The sequence below is a fragment of the Methylobacterium sp. SD274 genome (assembly GCF_017355285.1).
Classification (GTDB): Bacteria; Pseudomonadota; Alphaproteobacteria; order Rhizobiales; family Beijerinckiaceae; genus Methylobacterium.
In genome coordinates this window covers 82,465-104,173 of the sequence record NZ_JADIJP010000012.1, presented here as the reverse complement: position 1 = coordinate 104,173, position 21,709 = coordinate 82,465, and the positions used below count along the sequence as shown (strand labels likewise).

Below are 21,709 nucleotides of genomic sequence, written 5' to 3'. Positions count from 1 at the left end.
ATCAGGAATTGAGACGCTCATGGCCGCTTCCGCCGCACCCGCCGTCGATGCCTCCTCGGTTGCCGCCGACCAGCTCAAGAGCTTCATCGAGCGCATCGAGCGCCTGGAGGAGGAAAAGGCCGGCCTCGCCGGCGATATCAAGGACGTCTATGCCGAAGCCAAAGGCACCGGCTTCGACGTGAAGGCCCTGCGCAAGATCATCTCCCTGCGCAAGAAGGACCATGCCGAGCGGCAGGAGGAAGAAGCCATCCTGGAGCTCTACATGCAGGCCCTCGGCATGGTGTAGCCCGACATCGCGCGGCGCTCCATCAAGGCCGAAGGCGGCCGTCTTCCCCTGACCGACTGGGCGGAAGACGGGTCGAGCTGATGCTGACCGTCGCACTGAGCCCGGCGGGCTCGCCTCCGCGCGGCGGCACGGACAGGCGTGCGACACGGCAGACCCACTTCGTCACGACACGAGCTGAGGACCGGGCGGGAGGTGCTCGGTGCCTCCCGCCGCCTCAGCGCCGGGTCCGTTCGCCGCGCAGGGTGGCCCCCGCCTCGACGGCCCCACCCTTTGAGACGGCGATGCGCTGCGACAGGTAGATGCCGCGATGGCCCGAACAGGCATAGGCGGTGAAACACGCGACCGCGATGGCGACGCCGTGTGTCGCCCCGAACAGTTCGATCCCCATCAGCGTACAGGCAAGGGGGGTGTTAGCCGCTCCCGCGAAAACCGCCACGAAACCGAGAGCCGCCATCAGGTCGAGGGGTGCCCCCATCAGGCTACCCAGCGCATTGCCGAGGGCGGCGCCGATGAAGAAAAGTGGTGTGACTTCCCCACCCTTGAAGCCCGAGGCCAGAGTGACGACGGTCAAGAGGATCTTCCAGGCCCAGGACCAGGGGTGGACCTCCGGCCCGAAGAAGCTCGCGATGCTCAGGCCTCCCGCATCCGGCGCCGCGACGCCGAGGCCGAGATAGTCACGGGTGCCCAGCGCGTAGACGAGGCCGATCACGGCCATTCCACCCAGGACGGGGCGCAGGGGTCCGTAGGGAATCAAGCGCTTCAGCCAGCCGCCGAGGAGGTGGTTGGCTTCCGCGAAGACGAGCGCCACGAGCCCGAAGGCGATGCCGGCGACCGCCGTTTTGGCCAATAGGCTCGGATCGAGGGCGATCGGGCCGGTCACGTCCGCCAGATAGGCGATGCGAAAGAGCGAATGATGGATGCCCCAGGCCTGGCAGGCCCAATCGCCGATGACAGACGCCAGTAGGCAGGGGATGAGCGCGCCATATTCCACCCGGCCGATAGCCAGCACTTCGAGAGCGAAGACGGCCCCGGCGATAGGGGTGCCGAACACCGCCCCGAACCCTGCGGCCACGCCTGCCATCAGCACGATGCGGGTGGCCGCCGGATCGAGCTTCGCCAGCCGCCCCATGCCGCTGGCGAGGCTGCCGCCGAGTTGCACCGCCGTACCTTCCCGCCCGGCCGAGCCGCCGAAGAGATGTGTGACCACGGTGCCGAGAAAGATCAGCGGTGCCATGCGCAGCGGAACGCCGCCCCCGGGCTCATGAATCTGATCGACGATGAGGTTGTTGCCGCCCTCCACGCTGCGCCCGACACGGTGATAGAGCAGGCCGATGGCGAAGCCCCCGACAGGCAGCAGGAACAGCAGCCACGGATGCGAGAACCGGGCTTTCGTCGCGACGTCGAGACTCCAGAGAAACGCTGCGCAAAGCGTGCCGACGACGGCCGCCAGCGGCACGAGGATCACCGCCCAGCGTGCGAACGCCACGACCCAAGCCGCGCATCGCCTCGTGGCGCGCTTAAGCCCGGCAAACCGATTTTTGAGGAAGGCGAGCATGGCTCCACCGTCTTGCTGAATGGCAAAAGGGTAGGAATCATCAGCCCTTATGGCGGTTCGGCTTACGCCCGGCAGAATCCATTGCCAGGGCCTTCGTGTCCCGTGGCCGGCATCGCGTCAAGCCGGGGCGGCTCCCCGTACCCAACGATGCGCAGCCCATCACCGCCGCCCCGGTTTCGGCATCGACGCTGGTGGGCGACCCTCGCCGTCGCGACGTTCAGCGACCGGCAGCCACAGCGCGGGTGGACGATCCGGTGAAGCGCGCGGCGGTGAGGTCGTCGCCGGGGCTACGTCCCGAGAAACGGCTGCGCACGCCGCTTTCCGCCTGAGCGACGAAGCCGGCCGGCGCGGCATCGGTGCGAGCACGCGACGGGGCGACATGAACGGGCGAGGCGCGGCTAGCCGGCGCGGTCGAAGCGGCGGCCACCTCGAACAGGGCGCGCAATTGCGTCTTCGCGTCGGCATCGGCCGGCACGGGCCGGGCCAGGCGGGCGGGTGCGGCAGGAACGGTCGGAGTCGCGGCCATCCCGGTGGGGCCGAGGCTCGCCACCTGGATGGAAGGCCGTGGCGGCGGCAGAGGCATGGTGAGGGCCGCGGCGACTGCGGCGAGTTCCGAGGGCCGGCGTGGCGGCAGCGGCACGTCGATCAAGCTCGATTCTGCATCGGCGGCAGCGGTCGGTTTGGCGACCTCCTGGGTGAGGAGGCTCTGCGCATCGCGTTCGTCACGGCGCAGAAGAGCACCTTTGAGGGCATCGGAGGCGGCCGGGGCCGCGTAAGCCAGGGCCTCGCGGGTGCCGGACTGGTCGTCAGGATCGGCACTAGCTACGAGAACGGTGGGCTTTGCGCGAGCCCGCGCCGGAGCTTCGGGCGGCGGCGCAGGGGTCTTGGAGCCGCCACCGAAAAGGCTGGCGAAGAAGCCCTTGATGCTCGGGCCGTCATCCTCCTCCACCGTCGCGACCTGGGTCACGCCGAGCACGGTGCCGCCACGGGCGAGCACTTCGGCACGGGCAAGCTCGTAACCCGGCAGGGGCCGGTTGTCGGCGGGCAGGTGCACGGTCTTGCCGTCGGGGAACAGGCGCGCCAGCTGGTCATGGCTCATGCGCGGCCAGGAACGGACCGACCCGACATCGAGATGGACGAAGGGCGAGCCGGCATGGGGATACCAGCCGACACCGCCGCGCTGCATCCGCATACCCACCGCACGAAGCTGGTCGATGGAGACATCCGGCAGGTAGAAATCCATCGCCTTGCCGAGCATGTGCTGGCTGAACTCGGCCACGGCGCGCGACCGGCGGCGCAGCATGGCGTTGGTGCCCGGTGACCGATAGGCCGAGACCACGGTGATCGGCTCCTGCGAGCCTACCGAGCGGTAGGCCTCCCATACCGTGTCGAACAGGCGCGGGTCCATCTTGGTGGGCTCGTCCATGCGCCAGTCGCGCAGCATCCAGTTGAGCTGTTCCAGCGCCGCCCGATCGTAGCGTCCGTCACGTTTAAACGTGATCGTGGCGCTCTCTTTCGTATGGGTATGGTAGATCGAGAGGGTGCGGGTATCGCCATTGGCGACCGCATCCTGCGTCCCCCGCGTGCCCGCGCCGAGCGCCAGGGCGATGCCCGACGCCACGATGATCGCGCGGCGTAGGCGAGGGCGGGAAGAGGCATTGCGGAGATAGACGAGCAGGCGCGAGGCAGGCTGGGTGGATCGATCGGCCGGCTGGGCCTCTTCTCGTAGCGAACTGCCCACGATCGTCCTCACCTCTGCCAGACCGCGCGTTGTCGCGCGGATCATGGTGAACGCAAGGTTGCCGAAAACCGTAAATGGACGGTTATCGGGTCCTCAGCCATTCGCCGGTCTACAAAACGGCTAGGTTTGAACCGTGGCGAAATCGTGCCGGCGCGCCGGCACGATCACGACGCCGCAAGAGCAGCATCACACATTCTGGCTCGCGTGACATTCACGCAACAAGAGGAGGCGCGCTACCACCAGCCGCGGGAGACCGGGGCCGGGGCAGGGGCAGGGGGGGCTCCCCATGGATCGACGCCTGCGGCTTCGGCGGACCGGGAGGCGCGGACGGGAGCGGCTCCGGCTGACACGGCGGGGCGGGACACCGTACGGCGAGCCTCTGTCGACGGCGCAATCGCACCCGGTGCCGATGGCGCCGGTCGCGCCGCGACCTTGGCCGGAGGCTTTGCGGGTGCCTTGGTCGGAGCTTTGGCGACGAGCAGGCTTCCCGGCGCGAGGCCGAGCGCGATCTTCATACGCGCGTCGTGGCCGTAGAGATCGGAATAGGTGCGCAAAGCCCCGTGATCGTCCGCCGCGAGGGTGAAATACGCGAGATGGACCGGCAGCTTCTCCGGCAGGCGGATGGTGCGCTCGCCCTTGCCGATGAGCTTCTTCAAGCGCTCGCTCGACCAGGCTTCAGGAAGCACCGAATCGGCGAAACGGAAGGGATCGTCCACGCGCACGCAGCCATGGCTCATCGCCCGCTGGGAGGCGGAGAACAGTGAGCGGTTGGGGGTGTCGTGCAGGTAGACGGCATGGTTGTTGGGAAACAGGAACTTGATGAAGCCGAGCGCATTCCGCTCGCCCGGCGGCTGGCGCACGGAGATGTTGCCGTTGCGATAAACGACCTCGTAGCCGCGACGAGCCGCGTAATTCGGGTCGCGGGCCAAGGCGGGCAGGAACTCGTTCTTCAGGATCGAGGGTGGCACGTTCCAGGATGGGTTGACGACGGCGTATTCCATCATCCCCGAAAAGACCGGCGTCGGCGTCTCGGTCTTACCGACGATGACGCGGGTCTCGTCGCGCACCGACCCATTGCGGATCACGCGCAGGCGAAATTCGGGAATGTTGACCAGAACGTAGTCGCGTCCGAGATCGCTCGGCAGCCAGCGCCAGCGCTCCATGTTGACGAGAACTGTCGATTCCTCGTCGCTCGCGCGTGCAGACGGCTCGGACCGGCCGAGGGCGGCGACGGTCTGTGGCGTGAGCGTACCGGAGGCCGGCAGGCCACGGCCCCGCTGAAACTTCGCCACCGCAGCGGACACGGCCCCGTCGAACGCATCCGGCTCGCCCGACGCGGTGTCGAGGGTACCGGCGGTGCGGGTCGGCAGACCGAAATGCCTGCGCAGGGCAGGGACACGGGGATCGTGCATCCCAACCTTCAGGACCGGTCCGGCGGGAATCGACACGGGCGACGTCGCCATGGGCGCGCCGTGAAGATTGCGCAGGCTGGCGAGCCGGGCTTTCAGGGCGAGGTAGCCGGCCTGCGCCGGGTTATAGCCCTGCAGCGCGGCACCGGCCTGCGGGCCGGCGCTGGCGACGCGCGCCAGAACCGCATCCGCTCCGGGAATGTCGAGGGTGGGCGTGATCAGGCGCGAGACGGCGGCCAGATTGACGCGCGCGCCGCGCGCATCCTTGGCGTAGAGCACGATGGCGGCCGAGAGTTTCAGCTCGATCTCGGCGGTCTGGGCCTCGGTCAATCCCTGCGTGCCGATGACCGGTACCGGATAGGCCTGAACGTTGAGACCATCCTCGGCCGCGAGGGCGAGCCGCGACGCGGCGGCCTTGGCGGCAGCCGTGAAGGCTCCATCGACCACCCAGACCGGCTTGAAGGCGCCGAGCCCGTAGAAGGCCTGCATCGCCTCCCGGTCCTTCGTGCTCAGGCGGGCGAGAAGGGGGGCCGGATCGGCGAGACGAGCGGCCAGGGCCGCCCCCATCGGATCGGTCGGCACCGGAGCGGCGGCCACCGCGGCGGCGGGCTCGGAGCCCGTTTCAGCCTTCGAGGGTGAATCCTCGGCGCTTCTGGTTTCCGACGCGCCTTCCCGGGGGGCATCGGATGGGACCTGCGCGGAATCTCCCGCCACGGCGGGCTCTGCCGGGTTGGGGGAGGGGGATACGGGCGAGGAGATCGCCCCGGTCGCCGCCGTATCGCCCAGTCCCTGATCGGATGAGACCGAGGGCGTGGCGGCGCTCTGCACCACGGACGGAGTTTGGTCGAGCCGAGGCTCGGCCCTTGCCGCGTAGCCGACACAACCGGCCATGAGGGCGGCCAGTGCGACGGAGGCGGAGCGCGAAGCGCCCATGATGAAACTCCCGGGACCGGCCGTATCGGCCGTGTTTGCGGTCAAACAATCGCTGCTTGCGCAACCGCTTGCAACGGCGCGCGGGCAACAGTGGAGGCTTGCCGGGATCTCCCGGCCCGAAACGCAGTGCCTTGACGCACATCCCGGCCAGACGAGCCGCGACGGAAACGCTGCCCCAGTCTCAGGCGGCGGCTTCGTCGCTCTTCTCGTCGTCGTCGAGACCGAGATCCTTCAGCTTGCGATAGAGCGTCGACCGGCCGATGCCGAGGCGCCTCGACACTTCCGACATGCGGCCCCGGTAATATTGCAGAGCGTAGCGGATGATCTCCGCCTCCAGCTCGTCCATCGGCTTCATCTCGCCGGTCTCCTCGGTCACGAGGGTCATCGCATGGGGGTCGCGGACTTCGACGCGGACGATTTCGCGCACCGGCTCGGGCATGCCGGCCTGAACCATGGGCTGGACCGGGGCGGCCGGAATGCGCACGTCGAACCCTTCCACCTGCGCGGCGATCTGCGGGAACTCGGACACGGTGAGCTCGTCACTATCGGCGAGCACCACGGCGCGGAACAGGGCGTTCTCGAGCTGGCGGACATTGCCGGGCCACCCGTAGCGGCAGAGCAGCGACATGGCCTCCGGCGTGATCGCACGGACGCGCTTTCCTTCCTCGGCCGCGAAGCGCGCACAGAACGAGCGCACCAGGTCCGGGATGTCCTCGCGGCGCGCCCGGAGCGGGGGCAGGGTCATCGGGAAGACGTTGAGGCGGTAATACAGGTCCTCGCGGAAGCGACCCTGCTTGACGAGGTCGAGGAGCGAACGGTTCGTGGCCGAGATCAGCCGGATGTCGATCCGAACGCTGCGCTTGGCGCCCACCGGATCGACTTCGCCCTCCTGCAGCGCGCGCAGGAGCTTCACCTGGGCATCGAGCGGCAACTCGCCGATCTCGTCGAGGAACAGTGTTCCGCCCGAGGCTTCGACGAACTTGCCCATATGACGCTCGGTCGCGCCCGTGAACGCGCCCTTCTCGTGCCCGAACAGGGTCGATTCCACGAGATTGTCGGGGATCGCCCCGCAATTGACCGTGACGAAAGCCTTGCCGCGCCGATCGCCCGAACCCTGGATCGCACGCGCCAGCACTTCCTTGCCGACGCCGGACTCGCCCTCGATGAGGACCGGGATGTTGGACTTGGCCGAACGCTCGGCCAGCCGGATCACACGCTCCATGTCGGGACTGCGCGAGGACAGGTCCTTGAAGGTGAGCGAGCCGGAGGCGCGCCGCCGCATGCGACGCACCTCTTCTTCCAGCTGATCGACCTTGAGCGCGTTCTTGATCGACACCTGAAGCCGCTCGGCACCGGCCGGCTTCACCACGAAATCGGTGGCGCCGGCCCGCATGGCGTTGACGACGGCGTCGATGGAGCCGTTGGACGTCTGGACGATGACGGGCGTGTCGAGGCCCGATTGGCGCATCTGGGCCATGACGGCGAGACCGTCGAGCCCGCCTGGCATCACCAGATCGAGGAGCACGACGTCGATAGGCTCGCCGGACCGCAACACGGACAGCCCGTCCTCACCGCTCTCGGCGACCTTCACTTCGAAACCGAGGCGACGCACCATCGCTTCGGCGAGCCGGCGCTGGACGGGATCGTCGTCGACGATGAGGACCGTTGTCGACATGCGGAAAGCCTCGACCGTGTGCTGTGAAAGGTGATCGCCCCCAGGATATCGCCCTGCGAACCAGCCACCGGTGTTTCGTTTCGATCCGTAGGGTGAGCGAAGAGCGTAAAGCTGTGCTTAACGACGATCCCACTTTCTTTCCTGATGGTCCACTCCCCGGGCGGGTTGGGCCGGCGGAGGCTCTGCCGGAGATTCGTTGCGGCGGAATGCACCGACTCGGTTGATCACGCGGCCCTGGCGCTCGATATCAACCCCGACGGCGCGGGAACGCCGCTTCAGGATCAAAGTCACCATGTCGAGCCGAGCCGTCGTTCATGCCAGCCTGCCCAGCGCCGCCCGGATGCCGGCCGGCCAACGATCGGAAGGGACCAACGTCGCGAGGGCTGCCGCTCTTGCTCTCGACCTCGGCTCGCTTCCCGAATGGGATCTGAGCGACCTCTATTCCGGAATTGATTCGCCGGACTTCCGTAGCGACATCGCGCGGGCGGAGCGCGAATGCAGTGACTTCTCGGAGCGGTGGAACGGCGTCATCGCCGAGATCGCCGCGGGGCCCGATGCGTCCTCGCGGCTCGCCGAGGCGGTAGCCGCCTATGAGGCGATCGAGGACCGCCTCGGCCGCCTGATGTCATTCGCCGGCCTCGTCTATTCGGGCGACACCACGGACGAGCGGCGCCAGAAGTTCTACGGTGACACCCAGGAACGCCTGACCACGGCCTCGGGCCACCTCCTGTTCTTCGCCCTGGAGATCAACCGCGTCGACGACGCCCTGATGGACGCCGCCATGGCGGAAGGCCCCCTGGCGCATTACCGCCCCTGGGTCGAGGATCTGCGCCGCGAGAAGCCGTTTCAACTCGACGACCGCACCGAGAAGCTGTTTCTCGAGAAGTCGGTGACCGGACGTTCTGCCTGGAACCGGCTGTTCGATGGCACGATCGCGTCCCTGCGCTTCCCCCTCCAGGGCGAGATGCTCACCCTGGAGCCGACGCTCAACAAGCTGCAGGACCCGGACGGGGCGGTGCGGAAGGAAGCGGCCGGGGCCCTGGGCGACGTGTTCCGCGCCAATCTGCGGACCTTCGCCCTCATCACCAACACCCTGGCCAAGGACAAGGAGATTTCCGACCGCTGGCGCGGGTTCAAGGATGTGGCCGACGACCGCCACCTGTCGAACCGGGTGGAACCCGAGGTGGTGGCGGCCATGGTAGACGCCGTGCAGGCGGCCTATCCACGCCTCTCGCACCGCTATTATAAGCTGAAGGCGAAGTGGTTCGGCGTCGACGTCCTGCCCTATTGGGACCGCAACGCACCGCTGCCGCGAGTGGAGCAGCGCACGATTCCCTGGGCCGAAGCGCGCGACATGGTGCTCGACGCCTACGGGGCCTTCTCACCGCGCATGGCGGACATCGCCAAGAACTTCTTCGACCGCCGCTGGATCGATGCGCCGACACGTCCGGGCAAGGCTCCGGGCGCGTTCGCCCATCCCACAGTGCCCTCGGCGCATCCCTATGTGCTGGTGAATTACCAGGGCAAGCCGCGGGACGTAATGACCCTCGCGCACGAACTCGGCCACGGGGTGCATCAGGTTCTGGCCTCGCGCAACGGGGCGCTGATGGCGCCGACGCCGCTGACGCTGGCCGAGACCGCGAGCGTGTTCGGCGAGATGCTGACATTCCGGCGCCTGCTCGCCTCCACGACAGACACGGTCCAGCGCAGGGCCATGCTGGCGGCCAAGGTCGAGGACATGATCAACACGGTCGTGCGCCAGATCGCGTTCTATCTCTTCGAGCGGAAGGTCCATCTCGCCCGCGCCGAGGGAGAACTCACGGCCGAGCAGATCAACGGCCTCTGGATGTCGGTGCAGGCCGAGAGCTTCGGCCCGGCGATCTCACTCGATGCCGGCTACGAGCCGTTCTGGGCGTATATTCCGCACTTCATCCACTCGCCGTTCTACGTCTACGCCTACGCATTCGGCGATTGTCTCGTGAACTCGCTCTACGGCGTCTACGCCAATGCGGAGGAAGGCTTCGTCGACCGCTACTTCGCGCTGCTCTCTGCCGGTGGGTCGAAGCCCTACGGCGAGCTCCTGGCCCCCTTCGGCCTCAATGCCAGCGACCCCGCCTTCTGGCAGATCGGCCTCAACATGATCGAGGGGATGATCGTCGAGTTGGAAGCGATGGAGGGATAGGGGCCTTTGCGCTGCGGTCTTTCCGTTGTACAGAACGTACAACGGAAAGACGAATTGCCATGAAGCTCGAGGTAAAAAAGATCGGAAATTCCACTGGGCTCATCCTGCCACGGGAATTGATCACCAAGCTCAATCTGCGGCAGGGCCAGTGGCTCCACATCACCGAGATGCCCGATGGTGGAGTGCGGCTGACCCCCTACGATCCTGATTTCGACAAGGCGATGGCGATCGTCGACGACATCATGGAGGAGTATAAGGATACCTTGCGGGCGCTGGCGCAGTGACCGAGCCCCGTTGGCTGACCTCTGAAGAGGTCAAAGTCGCCCACGAGCGCCAGCTCGTCCGGTTTGGTGGTCCTCCTGGTCTCAGAGACGAGAACGCACTCGAATCCGCTTTGGCGCGGCCTGTGAATCGCTGGCGGTACGAAGACGGCGATTTAGCGTTACTGGCTGCGGCCTATGCATTCGGTCTCGCGCGCAATCATGCCTTCATCGATGGCAACAAGCGCATCGCCTTCGTGGCGATGACATTGTTCCTACGGCTCAACCACGTTGCTTTCCGCCCGGATCAGGCCGAGGCGACTCGAATGATTTTCGGTCTCGCCGCGAGCGAGATCGACGAGGACGGCCTCACGCGCTGGATCCGCGACAACTGGCCAACGGCGTAGCCCCTTCCGCGACGCAAGTTCCGCGACCCATGGGCCCATGGCTCTGGTACCCTTGGGGAAGGAGCCTATCTCGTGGTGACACTCCTTCGTCGCGCAGAATGGATTCGATGGCCGATCACGACAACGAAGCCAACCGCTTCTCGGCGCGCGCCAGCCGCTATGCCCGGGTGGGTGCGAATGTGGGCGGCGTCGCCGCGCGCATGGCCGGCGCCAAGTTCTTCGGTAAGGGCGAGACGCCGACCAACGCGGCGGCATTGGCACAGGCCCTCGGCGGGCTGAAGGGCCCGATCATGAAGGTGGCGCAGCTGCTCGCCACCGTGCCGGATCTGCTGCCACCGGAATACGCGACCGAGCTACAGAAACTGCAATCCGACGCGCCGCCCATGGGAGCGGCCTTCGTCAAGCGCCGGATGATGGCCGAGCTCGGACCCGATTGGCAGAAAAGGTTCGGCTCCTTCGATCTCAGGCCCGCCGCCGCCGCCTCCCTCGGCCAGGTCCATCGCGCGACCGGCCTCGATGGGACACCCTTCGCCTGCAAGCTTCAGTATCCCGACATGCAATCGGCCGTGGAGGCCGATCTGAAGCAGTTGGAAATCGCCTTCGCCCTCCATCGCCGCCTCAGCTCGTGGCTCGATACCCGCGAGATTGCCAAGGAAATCGGCGCCCGAGTCAGGGAGGAACTCGATTACGAGCGCGAGGCGAAACATGCCGCCCTCTACGGGGCGGTATTGCAGGACATCGCGGATGTGAGGGTGCCGGCGATCCACACGGATCTTTCGACGAAGCGCCTCCTCACCCTGGGCTGGCTCGAGGGGGACAGGATCCTCGACTTCACCGAGGAGCCGATCGAGATCCGCAACCGCCTCGCGCAGGCGATGTTCAAGGCGTGGTGGCACCCTTTCAGCCGAGCCGCCGTCATCCATGGCGACCCGCATCTCGGCAATTATACCGTGTTCTCGGAGGACGGTGAGGCGCGCGGCATCAATCTTCTGGATTACGGCTGCGTTCGCATCTTCCACCCCCGCTTCGTGGGTGGGGTGGTCGATCTCTATCGCGGTCTTCTCGAAGACGACAATGCCCGGATCGTCCACGCCTACGAGGTCTGGGGGTTCAAGAACCTCACCAAGGAGCTGATCGAGATCCTCAACATCTGGGCGCGGTTCATCTACGGCCCAATCCTGGAGGACCGCACGAGGACCGTGGCCGATGGGGTCAAGCCCGGAGAATACGGACGGCGGCAGGCCTTTGAGGTGCACCAAGCCCTGAAGCAGCGCGGCCCCGTGACGGTGCCACAGGAATTCGTCTTCATGGACCGGGCAGCGGTGGGGCTCGGCGCCGTGTTCCTGCACCTGCGTTCGGAGCTGAATTACCATCGGCTATTCGAGGCCGAGATCGAGCGCTTCTCTCTCGAGACCCTGACCGAGCGGCAGGGCACGGCCCTGATGGCGGCAGGCCTTCCGCTTCCGGTCTAGGTAGATCGCGAAGCGGCTTTCAGCGAACCCGCATTCGAACACCGGCGATCCGTCGAAGACCGGGCGGGTCCGCTTCGGCCCGTTCCCACGAGTCTTGTTCGCCACCGGGAAGCACCGAAGGGCGGGCACGACCGCCTGCGGGTAAGCTCGCCCATGACAGGCGGGGATGAACTGTCATTCCATTGGATAAATCCCGCTTCCCATATTTTCGCCAGTCGGTATCTCGATTGCGAGCGATCGAGGCTTGCGCTAAATCCGCTTGGAACCAATCAAGATGATGACCAAGGGGACGAGCGCAAGATGGCTGATGCGAAGAGCGTGACCGGCGTGCATTACAGCCCGGCGATGGACGAGAAGACCCACGAACAGACCTATCGCGGCTTTGTCCGGTTTGTGGAAATCGGCACGGGCGTGGTGATCTGCTGGGTGCTCGCCCTGGCCGTGGGCGGTATTCACGAGGCCTGGCTCACCGCCATCTTCGGTGTTCTCCTGTCGGGAGCCGCCGGCGCCGTGGGTGCATTCGTACCCAGCATCGGCTGGAAGGCACCGTTCGCGGTGGCGCTCCTGCTGGCGCTGTACCTCTTCTTCGCGTGACGTAGCCCAGGATCGCTGGTATACCAGCGATCCGCGGCTCTATATTCCTGCTAAGCCGCGGCAATCGAGCATGATTGCCGAAGGAGGTCTTTGAATGCGCATCGCTGTCCTGACAGAGTCTGATCCCGCTGAGCCGCGGGTGGCGGCGGTGCCCGATACGATCAAGAAATTCAGAGGACTCGGCGTCGACGTCACGGTCCAGTCCGGCGCGGGCCTGAAGGCCGGTGTTCCGGACGCGGAATACGAAGCGGTGGGCGCCAGCATCGCCGCAACGGCCGAGGAGACGGCGAAGGACGCCGATCTCGTCCTCAAGGTCAGGCGCCCCAGCGAGGACGAGCTGAAGCTTCTGAAGAGCGGCGCCACTGTCGTCGCCATCATGGATCCCTACGGGAACGAGACCGCGCTGCAGGCCATGGCGGATGCCGGCATCAGCGCTTTCTCGATGGAGCTGATGCCCCGCATCACCCGCGCCCAGGTGATGGACGTCCTGTCCTCCCAAGCCAATCTCGCGGGCTACCGCGCCGTGGTCGATGGTGCCGCCGAATACGGGCGCGCCATGCCGATGATGATGACCGCCGCCGGTACCGTGCCGGCCGCCCGCGTCTTCGTCATGGGTGTCGGTGTCGCCGGTCTCCAGGCCATCGCCACTGCTAGGCGCATGGGAGCCGTGGTGACGGCCACGGATGTGCGGCCCGCCACCAAGGAACAGGTCGAATCCCTCGGGGCCAAGTTCGTGGCCGTGGAGGACGACGAGTTCAAGCAGGCTGAGACGTCCGGCGGCTATGCCAAGGAAATGTCTGCCGAATACCAGAAGAAGCAGGCCGAGCTCGTGGCGACGCATATCGCCAAGCAGGACATCGTCATCACGACGGCGCTGATCCCCGGTCGGCCGGCCCCGAAGCTCGTGTCGGAATCCATGGTCGCGTCCATGAAGCCGGGTTCGGTGCTCATCGACCTCGCCGTCGAGCGCGGCGGCAACGTCGCCGGTGCCGAGGCGGGCGAGATCGTCACCACCGAGAACGGCGTCAAGATCGTGGGCCACGTGAACGTCGCCGGCCGCCTCGCGGCCACGGCGTCCAGCCTCTACGCCAGAAACCTGTTCGCGTTCGTCGAGACACTGATCGACAAGGAAGCCAAGGCGCTCGCCATCAAATGGGATGACGAGCTCGTGAAGGCGACGAACCTCACCCGGGACGGACAGGTAGTCCACCCCGCCTTCCAGCCCAAAGCAGCCTGATCCCGGCGGAGAGACAGATGGCCACCCTTCCCCCCGAACAGGCCGCCGAGCAGGCGCGCGCCGCCGCTGCCGCCGCCCGCGCCTCCGCCGACCAGGCGCAGAGCATCGCCGACAGCCTCAGCCAAGGCCTCAGCCACGGCATCTCCGTCGTCACCCATGGCGCGGTCGATCCCACCGTCTTCCAGCTCGCGATCTTCGTGCTCGCGATCTTCGTCGGCTACTACGTGGTGTGGTCGGTGACCCCGGCGCTCCACACCCCCCTGATGTCGGTCACCAACGCGATCTCCTCGGTCATCATCGTCGGCGCGCTGCTGGCGGCGGGCGTACCGTTGATCGAGAAGGGAACCGGCTGGGCTCGCTTCTTCGGCTTCGTGGGCATCGTGCTCGCCAGCGTCAACATCTTCGGCGGGTTCCTCGTCACACAGCGCATGCTCGCCATGTACAAGAAGAAGGCTTGAGACGATGTCCCAGAACGTCTCCGCCCTTCTCTACATCGTCTCCGGCGTCCTGTTCATCATGGCGCTGCGGGGGCTCTCCCACCCGACCACGTCGCGGCAGGGTAACCTGTACGGCATGGTCGGCATGGGCCTCGCGGTCCTGACCACCCTGGTCGGCCATCCGCCAGCCGGATTCGGCGCCTGGATCATCGTCCTCCTCGGCCTCGCCATCGGCGGCGGCGCGGGCGCAGTGATCGCCAAGCGGGTGCCGATGACGGCCATGCCGCAGCTCGTGGCCGCCTTCCACTCCCTCGTGGGTCTCGCCGCCGTGGCGGGTGCGGCCGGCACGCTCTATGCCCCGCAGGCAGTCGGCATCCTCGAGAACGGCCATATCCATAAGGAATCGCTGTTCGAGATGGCGCTCGGCGTCGCTATCGGGGCGATCACCTTCACCGGTTCGGTCATCGCCTTCGCCAAGCTCGACGGACGCATGTCCGGCAAGCCGATCATGCTGCCGCAGCGGCACGCGATCAACATCGCCCTGGGGATTGCCCTGGTCGGCCTGATCGCCGTGTTCATCGGCACCGAGAGCAAGGCGATCTTCTGGCTGATCGTGGTGCTGTCCTTCGTGCTCGGCGGGCTCCTGATCATACCGATCGGCGGCGCGGACATGCCCGTCGTCGTATCGATGCTCAATTCCTATTCGGGTTGGGCGGCGGCCGGCATCGGCTTCACCTTGGGCAACCTCGCGCTCATCATCACCGGCGCCCTCGTCGGCTCCTCCGGTGCGATCCTTTCCTACATCATGTGCAAGGCGATGAACCGCTCGTTCATCTCCGTGATCCTCGGTGGCTTCGGCGGCGACGCCGCTGCGGCCGGTGCGGGTGGCGCTGTCGAGACGCGCCCCGTGAAGCAGGGATCGGCCGACGATGCGGCCTATATCATGAAGAATGCGGAGCGCGTCATCATCGTCCCCGGCTACGGCATGGCGGTGGCGCAGGCCCAACACTCGCTCCGCGAGATGGTGGACCTGCTCAAGAAGGAAGGCGTCGACGTGAAATACGCCATCCACCCCGTCGCCGGACGCATGCCCGGGCACATGAACGTGCTGCTGGCGGAAGCCAATGTGCCCTACGACGAGGTCCACGAGCTCGAGGACATCAACGGCGACTTCCCGCAGGCGGACGTGGCCTTCGTCATCGGCGCCAACGACGTCACCAACCCGGCCGCCAAGACCGACAAGACCTCGCCGATCTACGGCATGCCTATCCTCGACGTGGAGAAGGCCAAGACGGTCCTCTTCATCAAGCGCGGAATGGGCTCCGGCTATGCCGGCGTGGAGAACGAGGTCTTCTTCCGCGACAACACCATGATGCTCTTCGGCGATGCCAAGAAGGTCGTGGACTCGATCGTCAAGAACCTCTGAGCGACGTGGGGCGGCCCTCCGCCCCGTCAGTCTCGACTGCGAAGGGTCGGCGCCATGCGCCGGCCCTTTTCGCGTCTGGGTAAGAGCGAGTTCCGGTCTTGCCCCACGCGTCACCGCGAAGCCGGCAGCGCAGTAGCGCCGGATAGCCCCGGCCGGGTAGACTGATTGCGTGTCAGCCGCCTCAGCCCTCGCCCCAGCCCGCGCCTTCCTCGGCGTCACCCGCTCCATCATGGGGCGGCCCTGGCGTGACCGCTGCGGCGAGGCGGCCGCCCAGGCCTATGCCGCGACGATGGTTCAGGCCCATGGCCTGCCCGACCTTCTCGCCCGTGTCCTCGCCTCCCGTGGCGTCCGGCCCGACGAAGCGGAGGCCTATCTCCAGCCGCGACTACGCGACCTGATGCCGGACCCGTCCCGCCTCGTGGACATGGAAGGCGCGGCCGAACGGCTCGCCCGTGCGGTCGAGAGCCACGAGCATGTCGCGGTGTTCGGCGATTACGACGTCGATGGCGCGGCGAGCGCGGCGCTGATCGCCGGCTACCTACGTTCTCTCGGCCTGACGGTGGACATCCACATTCCGGACCGGATCACGGAAGGGTACGGCCCCAACGTGGCAGCAGTCACGTCGCTGGCGGAGGGCGGGGCAAAGCTCCTCGTCTGCGTCGATTGCGGCACGAGCGGCCACGAGCCCCTCGCAGCCGCGGCCGAGCTCGGCCTCGATGTGATCGTCCTCGATCATCACGGCGCACCGGAGGTCCTGCCTTCGGTGTGCGCCTTGGTGAACCCGAACCGGCTCGACGACATTTCGGGCTTCGGCCATCTCTGCGCGGCAGGTGTCGTCTTCCTCACCCTCGTAGCGCTCAACCGCCGCCTGAGGCGGGGAGGGAGGGAGGATCTGCCCGATCTCGCCGAATCCCTGGATCTGGTGGCGCTGGCGACGGTGGCCGACGTGGTGCCACTGACCGGCCTCAACCGCGCCTTCGTCGTCCAGGGACTGAAAGTGATGCGCGGCCGGGGCCGGATCGGCCTCGCCGCCCTGTTCGATGCGGCATCCTTGAGCGAGCCGCCGGAATCCTGGCATCTCGGCTATCTCCTCGGTCCGCGCATCAATGCCGGCGGGCGCATCGGCCATGCGGGGCTCGGTGCCGCCCTTCTCACCAGCACCGATCAGGCCGAGGCGAACCGTATCGCCACCGAACTCGATCTCCTCAACCGCGAACGCCAGGGCATCGAGGCGCAGGCCGTTCTCGAAGCCGAGGCCGAGATGGATCGCGCCCTGACCCTGGATCCGGACAAGCCGGTCCTGGTGACCGCCTCCGTCACTTGGCATCCGGGCGTGGTCGGCCTCGTGGCGGCCCGCCTGAAGGAACGTTTCGGTCGACCGGCTTTCGCGTTCGCCCTACGGCCGGACGGGACGGCGACGGGGTCGGGCCGCTCCGTAGCCGGGGTCGATCTCGGATTTGCGGTGCGGGAGGCAGTGAATGCAGGCCTTCTCGTCAAGGGCGGCGGGCACGCCATGGCGGCTGGCGCAACGCTGCCGGGCCACGATCCCAGGCTCTTCGGCGAGTTTCTCGCCACCGCCCTCGCAGCAGCGGTGGCGGAGGCGAGGGCGGTGGAAGCGCTCCTCATCGACGGTACGGTGAGCGCGGGCGGTGCGACGGCGGAGGTGGTTCGCCTCGTCCAGCGCGCCGGGCCGTTCGGTGCCGGGGCGCCGGAGCCCGTCTTCGCCCTGTCGCATCACCGGCTCGTCGATGCGGGCATCGTCGGCAACGGCCATGTGCGCGCGCGCTTCAGGAGCCGGGACGGCCAAGCCATCGGCGCCATCGCCTTTCGTTCCGCGCAGGGGCCGTTGGGACAGGCGCTCCTCGGCGGGATCGGGCAGGAGTTCCACGTGGCCGGCACCCTCGCCATCGATACCTGGCGTGGCGGTGAGCGGGTGCAATTGCGCATCGGTGATCTCGCCACACCCTGAACTTTGCGCGCCCGCATGCGCAGGATGTGTTGACACCCGCGCAAGCCCTCACCATAAGGGCCCGCGCGCTGCCGAAAGGCGGTGGTTTGGGGGAATGTCCCGAGCGGCAAAGGGGGCGGACTGTAAATCCGCTGCGTAAGCTTCGTAGGTTCGAGTCCTACTTCCCCCACCAATCCATACCGACACGCTGGCAGCACGGCCGATGAAGGGATAACCTTCTCAAGACCGCGTCGCCATGCTATCGGGCGCCATATGCGGGTGTAGCTCAATGGTAGAGCAGCAGCCTTCCAAGCTGAATACCCGGGTTCGATTCCCGGTACCCGCTCCACTTTCTTCCCCGACCGATGCGAACGACGTTGCCGGGTGAGGCCGTCCTTCCCTCTCGGTGAACATGCAGGTGACGCCCCCGGCGCGGCGCCCCTCTTCCTTCTCGACCAGCATGAATAAGCAGCGCCTCGGGCCGGTCGAGCAGGCGGGCCGGACCGCTTGCCTTCAATCCGCCGCGACCGATTCCGAGTTTGTTGTGCGCCCGGCCAATCCGGGAGAGTCGGGGGCGTAATGTCCGGCTGCGATCGTGCGTTTGACCGTGGACCGCGCGGCATCGATGGCGATGGCGGCGGCCGAGAGGGTCTTCGCCTCTGTCGGACGCTCCAGGGCGTGCTTGGCGATATCCCCGGCGAGGTCGTCGATCTCACGGGCGAGGCCTTCGAGGCGCGTCGGGTCGGCGATACCTTGCGCCTCCTGGCGGATCTGCAGGAGGCGGTCGGTGGCCTCCTCGATCCGTTCCCGGCGCAACCGCGACAGACGCTGTCCGATCCAGGCCAATGCCGAGCCGATACCGCCACCGAGGAAGGCGACGAGATAGATCCAGGTCTCGTAGCGTTCGATGAAGCCTTGCTGTTCGCGCTCGTAGAAATCGACGGCGCCCGGGTGGATCGGTAGCCGCGCGCTCGTCGCGCCGGCCGTGCTGTCGTAGCTCGGCGCCTGCATGTAGTCGGCGGCAGCGGTGACGTTGGCCATGCCGCTGCGCAGCTCGAACAAATGCTGGGTCACGTCTGCCGCGACAGGGCGGGACAGGCCAGCCCGCGCCATCAGGCGATAGGACGCTCCCACCGTGTGGACATCCTCGGCCGGAACTTTGGGACTGCCGCCGAACGTCTCGGCCGGCATGGTGACCGATTGCAGACGCGGCATCCGCGCGACGATGGCGTCGGCGTTCTCGACGGTCACGAAAGCGACCTTTCGCGTCTTGCTGGCCGCCTGAACGATGCCGACGATCCGCTGTGCCGTGGGCGCGGTCGGGGAAATGACCGAGACCACGGCATCGACCCGCTTCTTGGCGAATGCCGCCGGAAGCTCGGCTTCGGTCATCTCCACGAGGGCAACGTGGCGCGGCGGCAGCGGTCCGTCCGGGTCCTTGTCGAGCAGCGTCAGGCCGTAATGCCCCACCATCGCCTTGATCAGTGCTTGGTCGGCGTCGCGATGCGCGAGGATCGCGAGACGCTTCCGGTCGAGTTCGGGGAAACTCGTCAATCCGGATGGCTCGGGAGACGCGATAATCATGGCCTGATCGCGGAGGATCGCTAGGGTCAGAGCATTATCCGGCAAGTCGACATCGGGGCGGACCACGGCGAGGTCGGCGCGCCCCTCCTGTAGGGCGGCGGCACTGTCCCTAACGTCGTCGAGGGCGATGACCTTGAGGCGGATCTCCTTGTGCCGCCGGGCAAGAGCGTCCGCATAGGCTTGGATCAGCGCCGGCTCGGTCCCGTCCTTCGGCGCGACCGCGATGGTGAGGACGGTCGCCCGAGAGATCCAGTAGGCCGTGGCTGCTCCCAGGCCGAGCAGCACGGCCAGGAGGAGGAAGACGAATTCACGGCGAATGATGCGGCCGGCGAATTTCATGTCTCGGCACTCCGCTCGCCGCTTTGCCGGACGGCACGCTGCATCATGCCACGCCGGAGGGCAGGGCGTGGGGATCGTGCCGGCGAGATTACACGAGACCGAGGTGGAGTGATGTCAGCGGGGCCGACGCGGCTGTGTGGTGGCCCGGCCGCTGAGACGGCGGGTGATATAGGCGATGATCTTCGGAAGCACGAAAACGGTCAGGAGTTTACGGAGCATCGAGACTTTCCGGAATGAGGGGGATCGGCGCTCGAGACCGGCAGCTAACCTGGTGTGAGACCGAGGGGCTGGTGACCGCTGCCTGCACGGAGGACCGACGAGACACGTTCTTTGACAGTGCGGCAGGCGGCGCGAACCCAATCGGCTCCGCCGAAATATCCGCATGCGCGTGGAGGCAGAGCGGCGCTCTGCCTCGCTTGCCAGTTCAGCGCTTGCCGGTGACCGTGTCGACCACCGAGGCGACGCCGTCCTTGGCCTCGCCGACGGTGCGCTGGGCCTCGCCCTTGACTTCCTGGGCCTTGCCCTCGGCGACCAGCGTGTCGTTGCCCGTGACCTTGCCGGCCGCCTGCTTGACGTTGCCGGCGGCTTCGTTGGCGAGGCCCTTCAGCTTGTCCGTGGTGCTGCTCATGGGGATGCTCCTTCGGTTCGGGAATGAGGATCGTAGGGGGAGGTCCGGCCGGTCGCGGGTGACCGGCCGGGGAGTGGCTCAGGCGCGGCGGGCGCCGTAGCTGTCGGCGAGGGTGTGGAGCTTCGGGGCGCCGAGGCGGCCGCCGAAGAAGCCGGCGAGCGCGCCGAGGATCAGGGCGAGCGCGCCGTAGAAGGCGCCCTGGGTGGCGGCGGACTTGGCGGCGACGGCGGCAGCCTCAGCCTTCTGCTTGGCGGTGGCGACGGTCTCTTCGTATTGCTTCCTGTAGTCCTGGATCTGCGTCTTGGCCTGGTCGACCGGGATGCCCTGGGCCTTGGCCAGCGCGTCGGCGGCACGGTTCTCGGCCTGGGCCTTCTGGGCGGGATCACCCGTGAACAGGGCGCGGATCGCGGCGACGGCGGCGTCCTTGGCGGCCTGCGGGTCCTGGCCGGCAGCCTGGTTGCGGACGCTCTGCTCGATGCCGTCGAGCGGGTTGGTGATCTTCGACAGCGACGGGGCAGCGGCCTGGGCCGCGGTCTGCACAGTGCCGCCGACCAGCGAGCCGGCTCCGCCCAGCGTGCTGGTCACGCCGGAGAAGGCGCCGCCGATGAGGCCGCCCGCAGCGGAGGTGAGAAGATATAGGACGACGAGGGTGGTTACCGCCCAGGAAACGAGGCCGTGCAGGCCGGCGGCGCCCGTGACGGGCTTGCCCGAGAGACGCCCGGCGATGAAGCCGCCCGCCAGGGCGGCCACGATGCCCGAGACGATGAACCAGATGCCGGCGCTGAGCGACAGGGTCGAAGCGGCCGGGTTGTCGGCGGCCACCGGTCCGACGCTGGACAGGCCGATGCCGACGCCGACCATGTTGAGGATGACCTGGGTCACCAGGGCGGTGACGGCGCCGGCGAAGATCGCGCCCCACGACACCTGGTTCAGCAGGACGGTGCGGGTGTCGGCGGTGGCGATCGGCGATGCCGGAATGTTGGCGGAAGAAGACACGTGACAAGGCTCCAGGGTCGTCGGCAAACCGAAGGATTCGGTCGTCCGAGCGGGGAAGGACGAAGGGGAAAGTCTAGGGATGGCGGGAGCTTAGTCGCGCCCGTGGATGAGGAGGCCGATTCCGTAGCCGAGGAAGCCGGCGGCCAGCAGGGCGGCCACGGGATGTTTGGCAACCTGATGGGTCACCTCCCGACCACCCCGGCGCAGGTGATTGCCGACGTTGTCGTAGGCATCCTCGGCATCATCGTAGGCCTCGCGTGCGGCATTGCGCACGGAGCGTTCGGCACGCTCATAGGTTTCGCCGGCGGCGTTCTGAGCCTCACGCACACGGGCCTTGATCTCACGCCCGTCTGGACCCGCAACGTCGTCGATGGCGTTGCGGGTGGCACTGGCAGCCTCGACGATCGCGTCTTTGGCTTGGCCGTAAAGGTTCTCGACCTCGCCATGGACTTCGCGTGCACGGCCCTCGACGGAATTTCGGTTCGAACCGGTCAGATCGCCGACAGCCCCCTGGATCTTCCCACCGAGTTCCTCGGCGACTCCAGTGATCCGATAGGTATCGACCATGGTATTCCCCCTGTTTACGTACTCATTCGATAG

The 21,709-nt window shown here is 67.1% G+C and carries 18 protein-coding genes, 2 tRNA genes and 1 riboswitch; of the genes, 12 read left to right on the top strand and 8 right to left on the bottom strand.

Going from position 1 to position 21,709, the window contains the following annotated elements; all coding sequences use genetic code 11:
* The first annotated feature begins 19 nt into the window (after window positions 1-19).
* Entirely contained in the window at window positions 20-286 is a 267-nt protein-coding gene (locus IPV08_RS12610) for a DUF2312 domain-containing protein (RefSeq protein WP_018044356.1), read from the top strand.
* Between the two features lie 214 nt (window positions 287-500).
* On the opposite strand, the gene IPV08_RS12605 is transcribed toward IPV08_RS12610, so the two are convergent.
* From IPV08_RS12605 to IPV08_RS12590, 4 genes are all read right to left on the bottom strand, one after another.
* Window positions 501-1,841, bottom strand: a complete 1,341-nt coding sequence (locus IPV08_RS12605) for a voltage-gated chloride channel family protein (protein WP_207412116.1) — start codon at window positions 1,839-1,841, stop codon at window positions 501-503.
* 24 nt (window positions 1,842-1,865) lie between these two features.
* Window positions 1,866-1,936, bottom strand: a riboswitch (Fluoride riboswitch).
* 122 nt (window positions 1,937-2,058) lie between these two features.
* Window positions 2,059-3,627: a DUF882 domain-containing protein gene (locus IPV08_RS12600; RefSeq protein ID WP_210348415.1), complete on the bottom strand. Its 1,569-nt coding sequence runs from the start codon at window positions 3,625-3,627 to the stop codon at window positions 2,059-2,061.
* A gap of 188 nt (window positions 3,628-3,815) precedes the next feature.
* Complete coding sequence (locus IPV08_RS12595; RefSeq protein WP_207412115.1) at window positions 3,816-5,924, bottom strand: L,D-transpeptidase family protein; 2,109 nt, start codon at window positions 5,922-5,924, stop codon at window positions 3,816-3,818.
* Between the two features lie 181 nt (window positions 5,925-6,105).
* On the bottom strand, window positions 6,106-7,599 hold the full coding sequence (locus IPV08_RS12590) for a sigma-54 dependent transcriptional regulator (protein ID WP_056429202.1): 1,494 nt from the start codon (window positions 7,597-7,599) through the stop codon (window positions 6,106-6,108).
* A 340-nt stretch (window positions 7,600-7,939) separates the two neighbouring features.
* On the opposite strand from IPV08_RS12590, the gene IPV08_RS12585 reads away from it, so the two are divergent.
* The 11 genes from IPV08_RS12585 (at window position 7,940) to IPV08_RS12535 (ending at window position 17,911) form a co-directional block, all read left to right on the top strand.
* The gene (locus tag IPV08_RS12585; protein ID WP_207412143.1) at window positions 7,940-9,781 is read left to right on the top strand and encodes a M3 family oligoendopeptidase; all 1,842 of its coding nucleotides are present in this window, start codon (window positions 7,940-7,942) and stop codon (window positions 9,779-9,781) included.
* 59 nt (window positions 9,782-9,840) lie between these two features.
* Window positions 9,841-10,065, top strand: a complete 225-nt coding sequence (locus IPV08_RS12580) for an AbrB family transcriptional regulator (RefSeq protein ID WP_056429206.1) — start codon at window positions 9,841-9,843, stop codon at window positions 10,063-10,065.
* Window positions 10,062-10,448, top strand: coding sequence for a type II toxin-antitoxin system death-on-curing family toxin (locus IPV08_RS12575; RefSeq protein ID WP_207412114.1), 387 nt, complete (start codon window positions 10,062-10,064; stop codon window positions 10,446-10,448). Before IPV08_RS12580 ends, IPV08_RS12575 begins: the two co-directional genes overlap by 4 nt.
* Before the next feature lie 107 nt (window positions 10,449-10,555).
* The gene (locus tag IPV08_RS12570) at window positions 10,556-11,920 is read left to right on the top strand and encodes an AarF/ABC1/UbiB kinase family protein (RefSeq protein ID WP_207412113.1); all 1,365 of its coding nucleotides are present in this window, start codon (window positions 10,556-10,558) and stop codon (window positions 11,918-11,920) included.
* Between the two features lie 300 nt (window positions 11,921-12,220).
* Window positions 12,221-12,514, top strand: coding sequence for an aa3-type cytochrome c oxidase subunit IV (locus tag IPV08_RS12565; protein ID WP_056429210.1), 294 nt, complete (start codon window positions 12,221-12,223; stop codon window positions 12,512-12,514).
* Between the two features lie 94 nt (window positions 12,515-12,608).
* Window positions 12,609-13,751 carry a Re/Si-specific NAD(P)(+) transhydrogenase subunit alpha gene (locus tag IPV08_RS12560; RefSeq protein WP_207412112.1) on the top strand — a complete coding sequence of 381 codons (1,143 nt, stop codon included), beginning with the start codon at window positions 12,609-12,611 and terminating at the stop codon, window positions 13,749-13,751.
* Between the two features lie 17 nt (window positions 13,752-13,768).
* Entirely contained in the window at window positions 13,769-14,209 is a 441-nt protein-coding gene (locus IPV08_RS12555) for a proton-translocating transhydrogenase family protein (RefSeq protein ID WP_056429213.1), read from the top strand.
* A gap of 4 nt (window positions 14,210-14,213) precedes the next feature.
* Window positions 14,214-15,614 (top strand): NAD(P)(+) transhydrogenase (Re/Si-specific) subunit beta, encoded by a 1,401-nt coding sequence (locus IPV08_RS12550; RefSeq protein ID WP_056429217.1) that lies wholly within the window; start codon window positions 14,214-14,216, stop codon window positions 15,612-15,614.
* A 229-nt stretch (window positions 15,615-15,843) separates the two neighbouring features.
* Window positions 15,844-17,583, top strand: coding sequence for a single-stranded-DNA-specific exonuclease RecJ (gene recJ, locus IPV08_RS12545; protein WP_210348434.1), 1,740 nt, complete (start codon window positions 15,844-15,846; stop codon window positions 17,581-17,583).
* 88 nt (window positions 17,584-17,671) lie between these two features.
* Window positions 17,672-17,755 (top strand) — tRNA-Tyr (locus tag IPV08_RS12540).
* Window positions 17,756-17,837: 82 nt separating this feature from the next.
* A tRNA-Gly gene (locus tag IPV08_RS12535) sits at window positions 17,838-17,911 on the top strand.
* A 164-nt stretch (window positions 17,912-18,075) separates the two neighbouring features.
* Here IPV08_RS12535 and IPV08_RS12530 read toward each other — a convergent pair.
* From IPV08_RS12530 to IPV08_RS12515, 4 genes are all read right to left on the bottom strand, one after another.
* Window positions 18,076-19,485, bottom strand: a complete 1,410-nt coding sequence (locus IPV08_RS12530) for a TAXI family TRAP transporter solute-binding subunit (protein ID WP_207412110.1) — start codon at window positions 19,483-19,485, stop codon at window positions 18,076-18,078.
* Between the two features lie 424 nt (window positions 19,486-19,909).
* Entirely contained in the window at window positions 19,910-20,113 is a 204-nt protein-coding gene (locus tag IPV08_RS12525; protein ID WP_207412109.1) for a CsbD family protein, read from the bottom strand.
* 78 nt (window positions 20,114-20,191) lie between these two features.
* On the bottom strand, window positions 20,192-21,109 hold the full coding sequence (locus IPV08_RS12520) for a PhnA-like protein (RefSeq protein WP_207412108.1): 918 nt from the start codon (window positions 21,107-21,109) through the stop codon (window positions 20,192-20,194).
* A gap of 90 nt (window positions 21,110-21,199) precedes the next feature.
* The gene (locus IPV08_RS12515) at window positions 21,200-21,676 is read right to left on the bottom strand and encodes a CsbD family protein (protein ID WP_207412107.1); all 477 of its coding nucleotides are present in this window, start codon (window positions 21,674-21,676) and stop codon (window positions 21,200-21,202) included.
* Window positions 21,677-21,709: the final 33 nt, after the last annotated feature.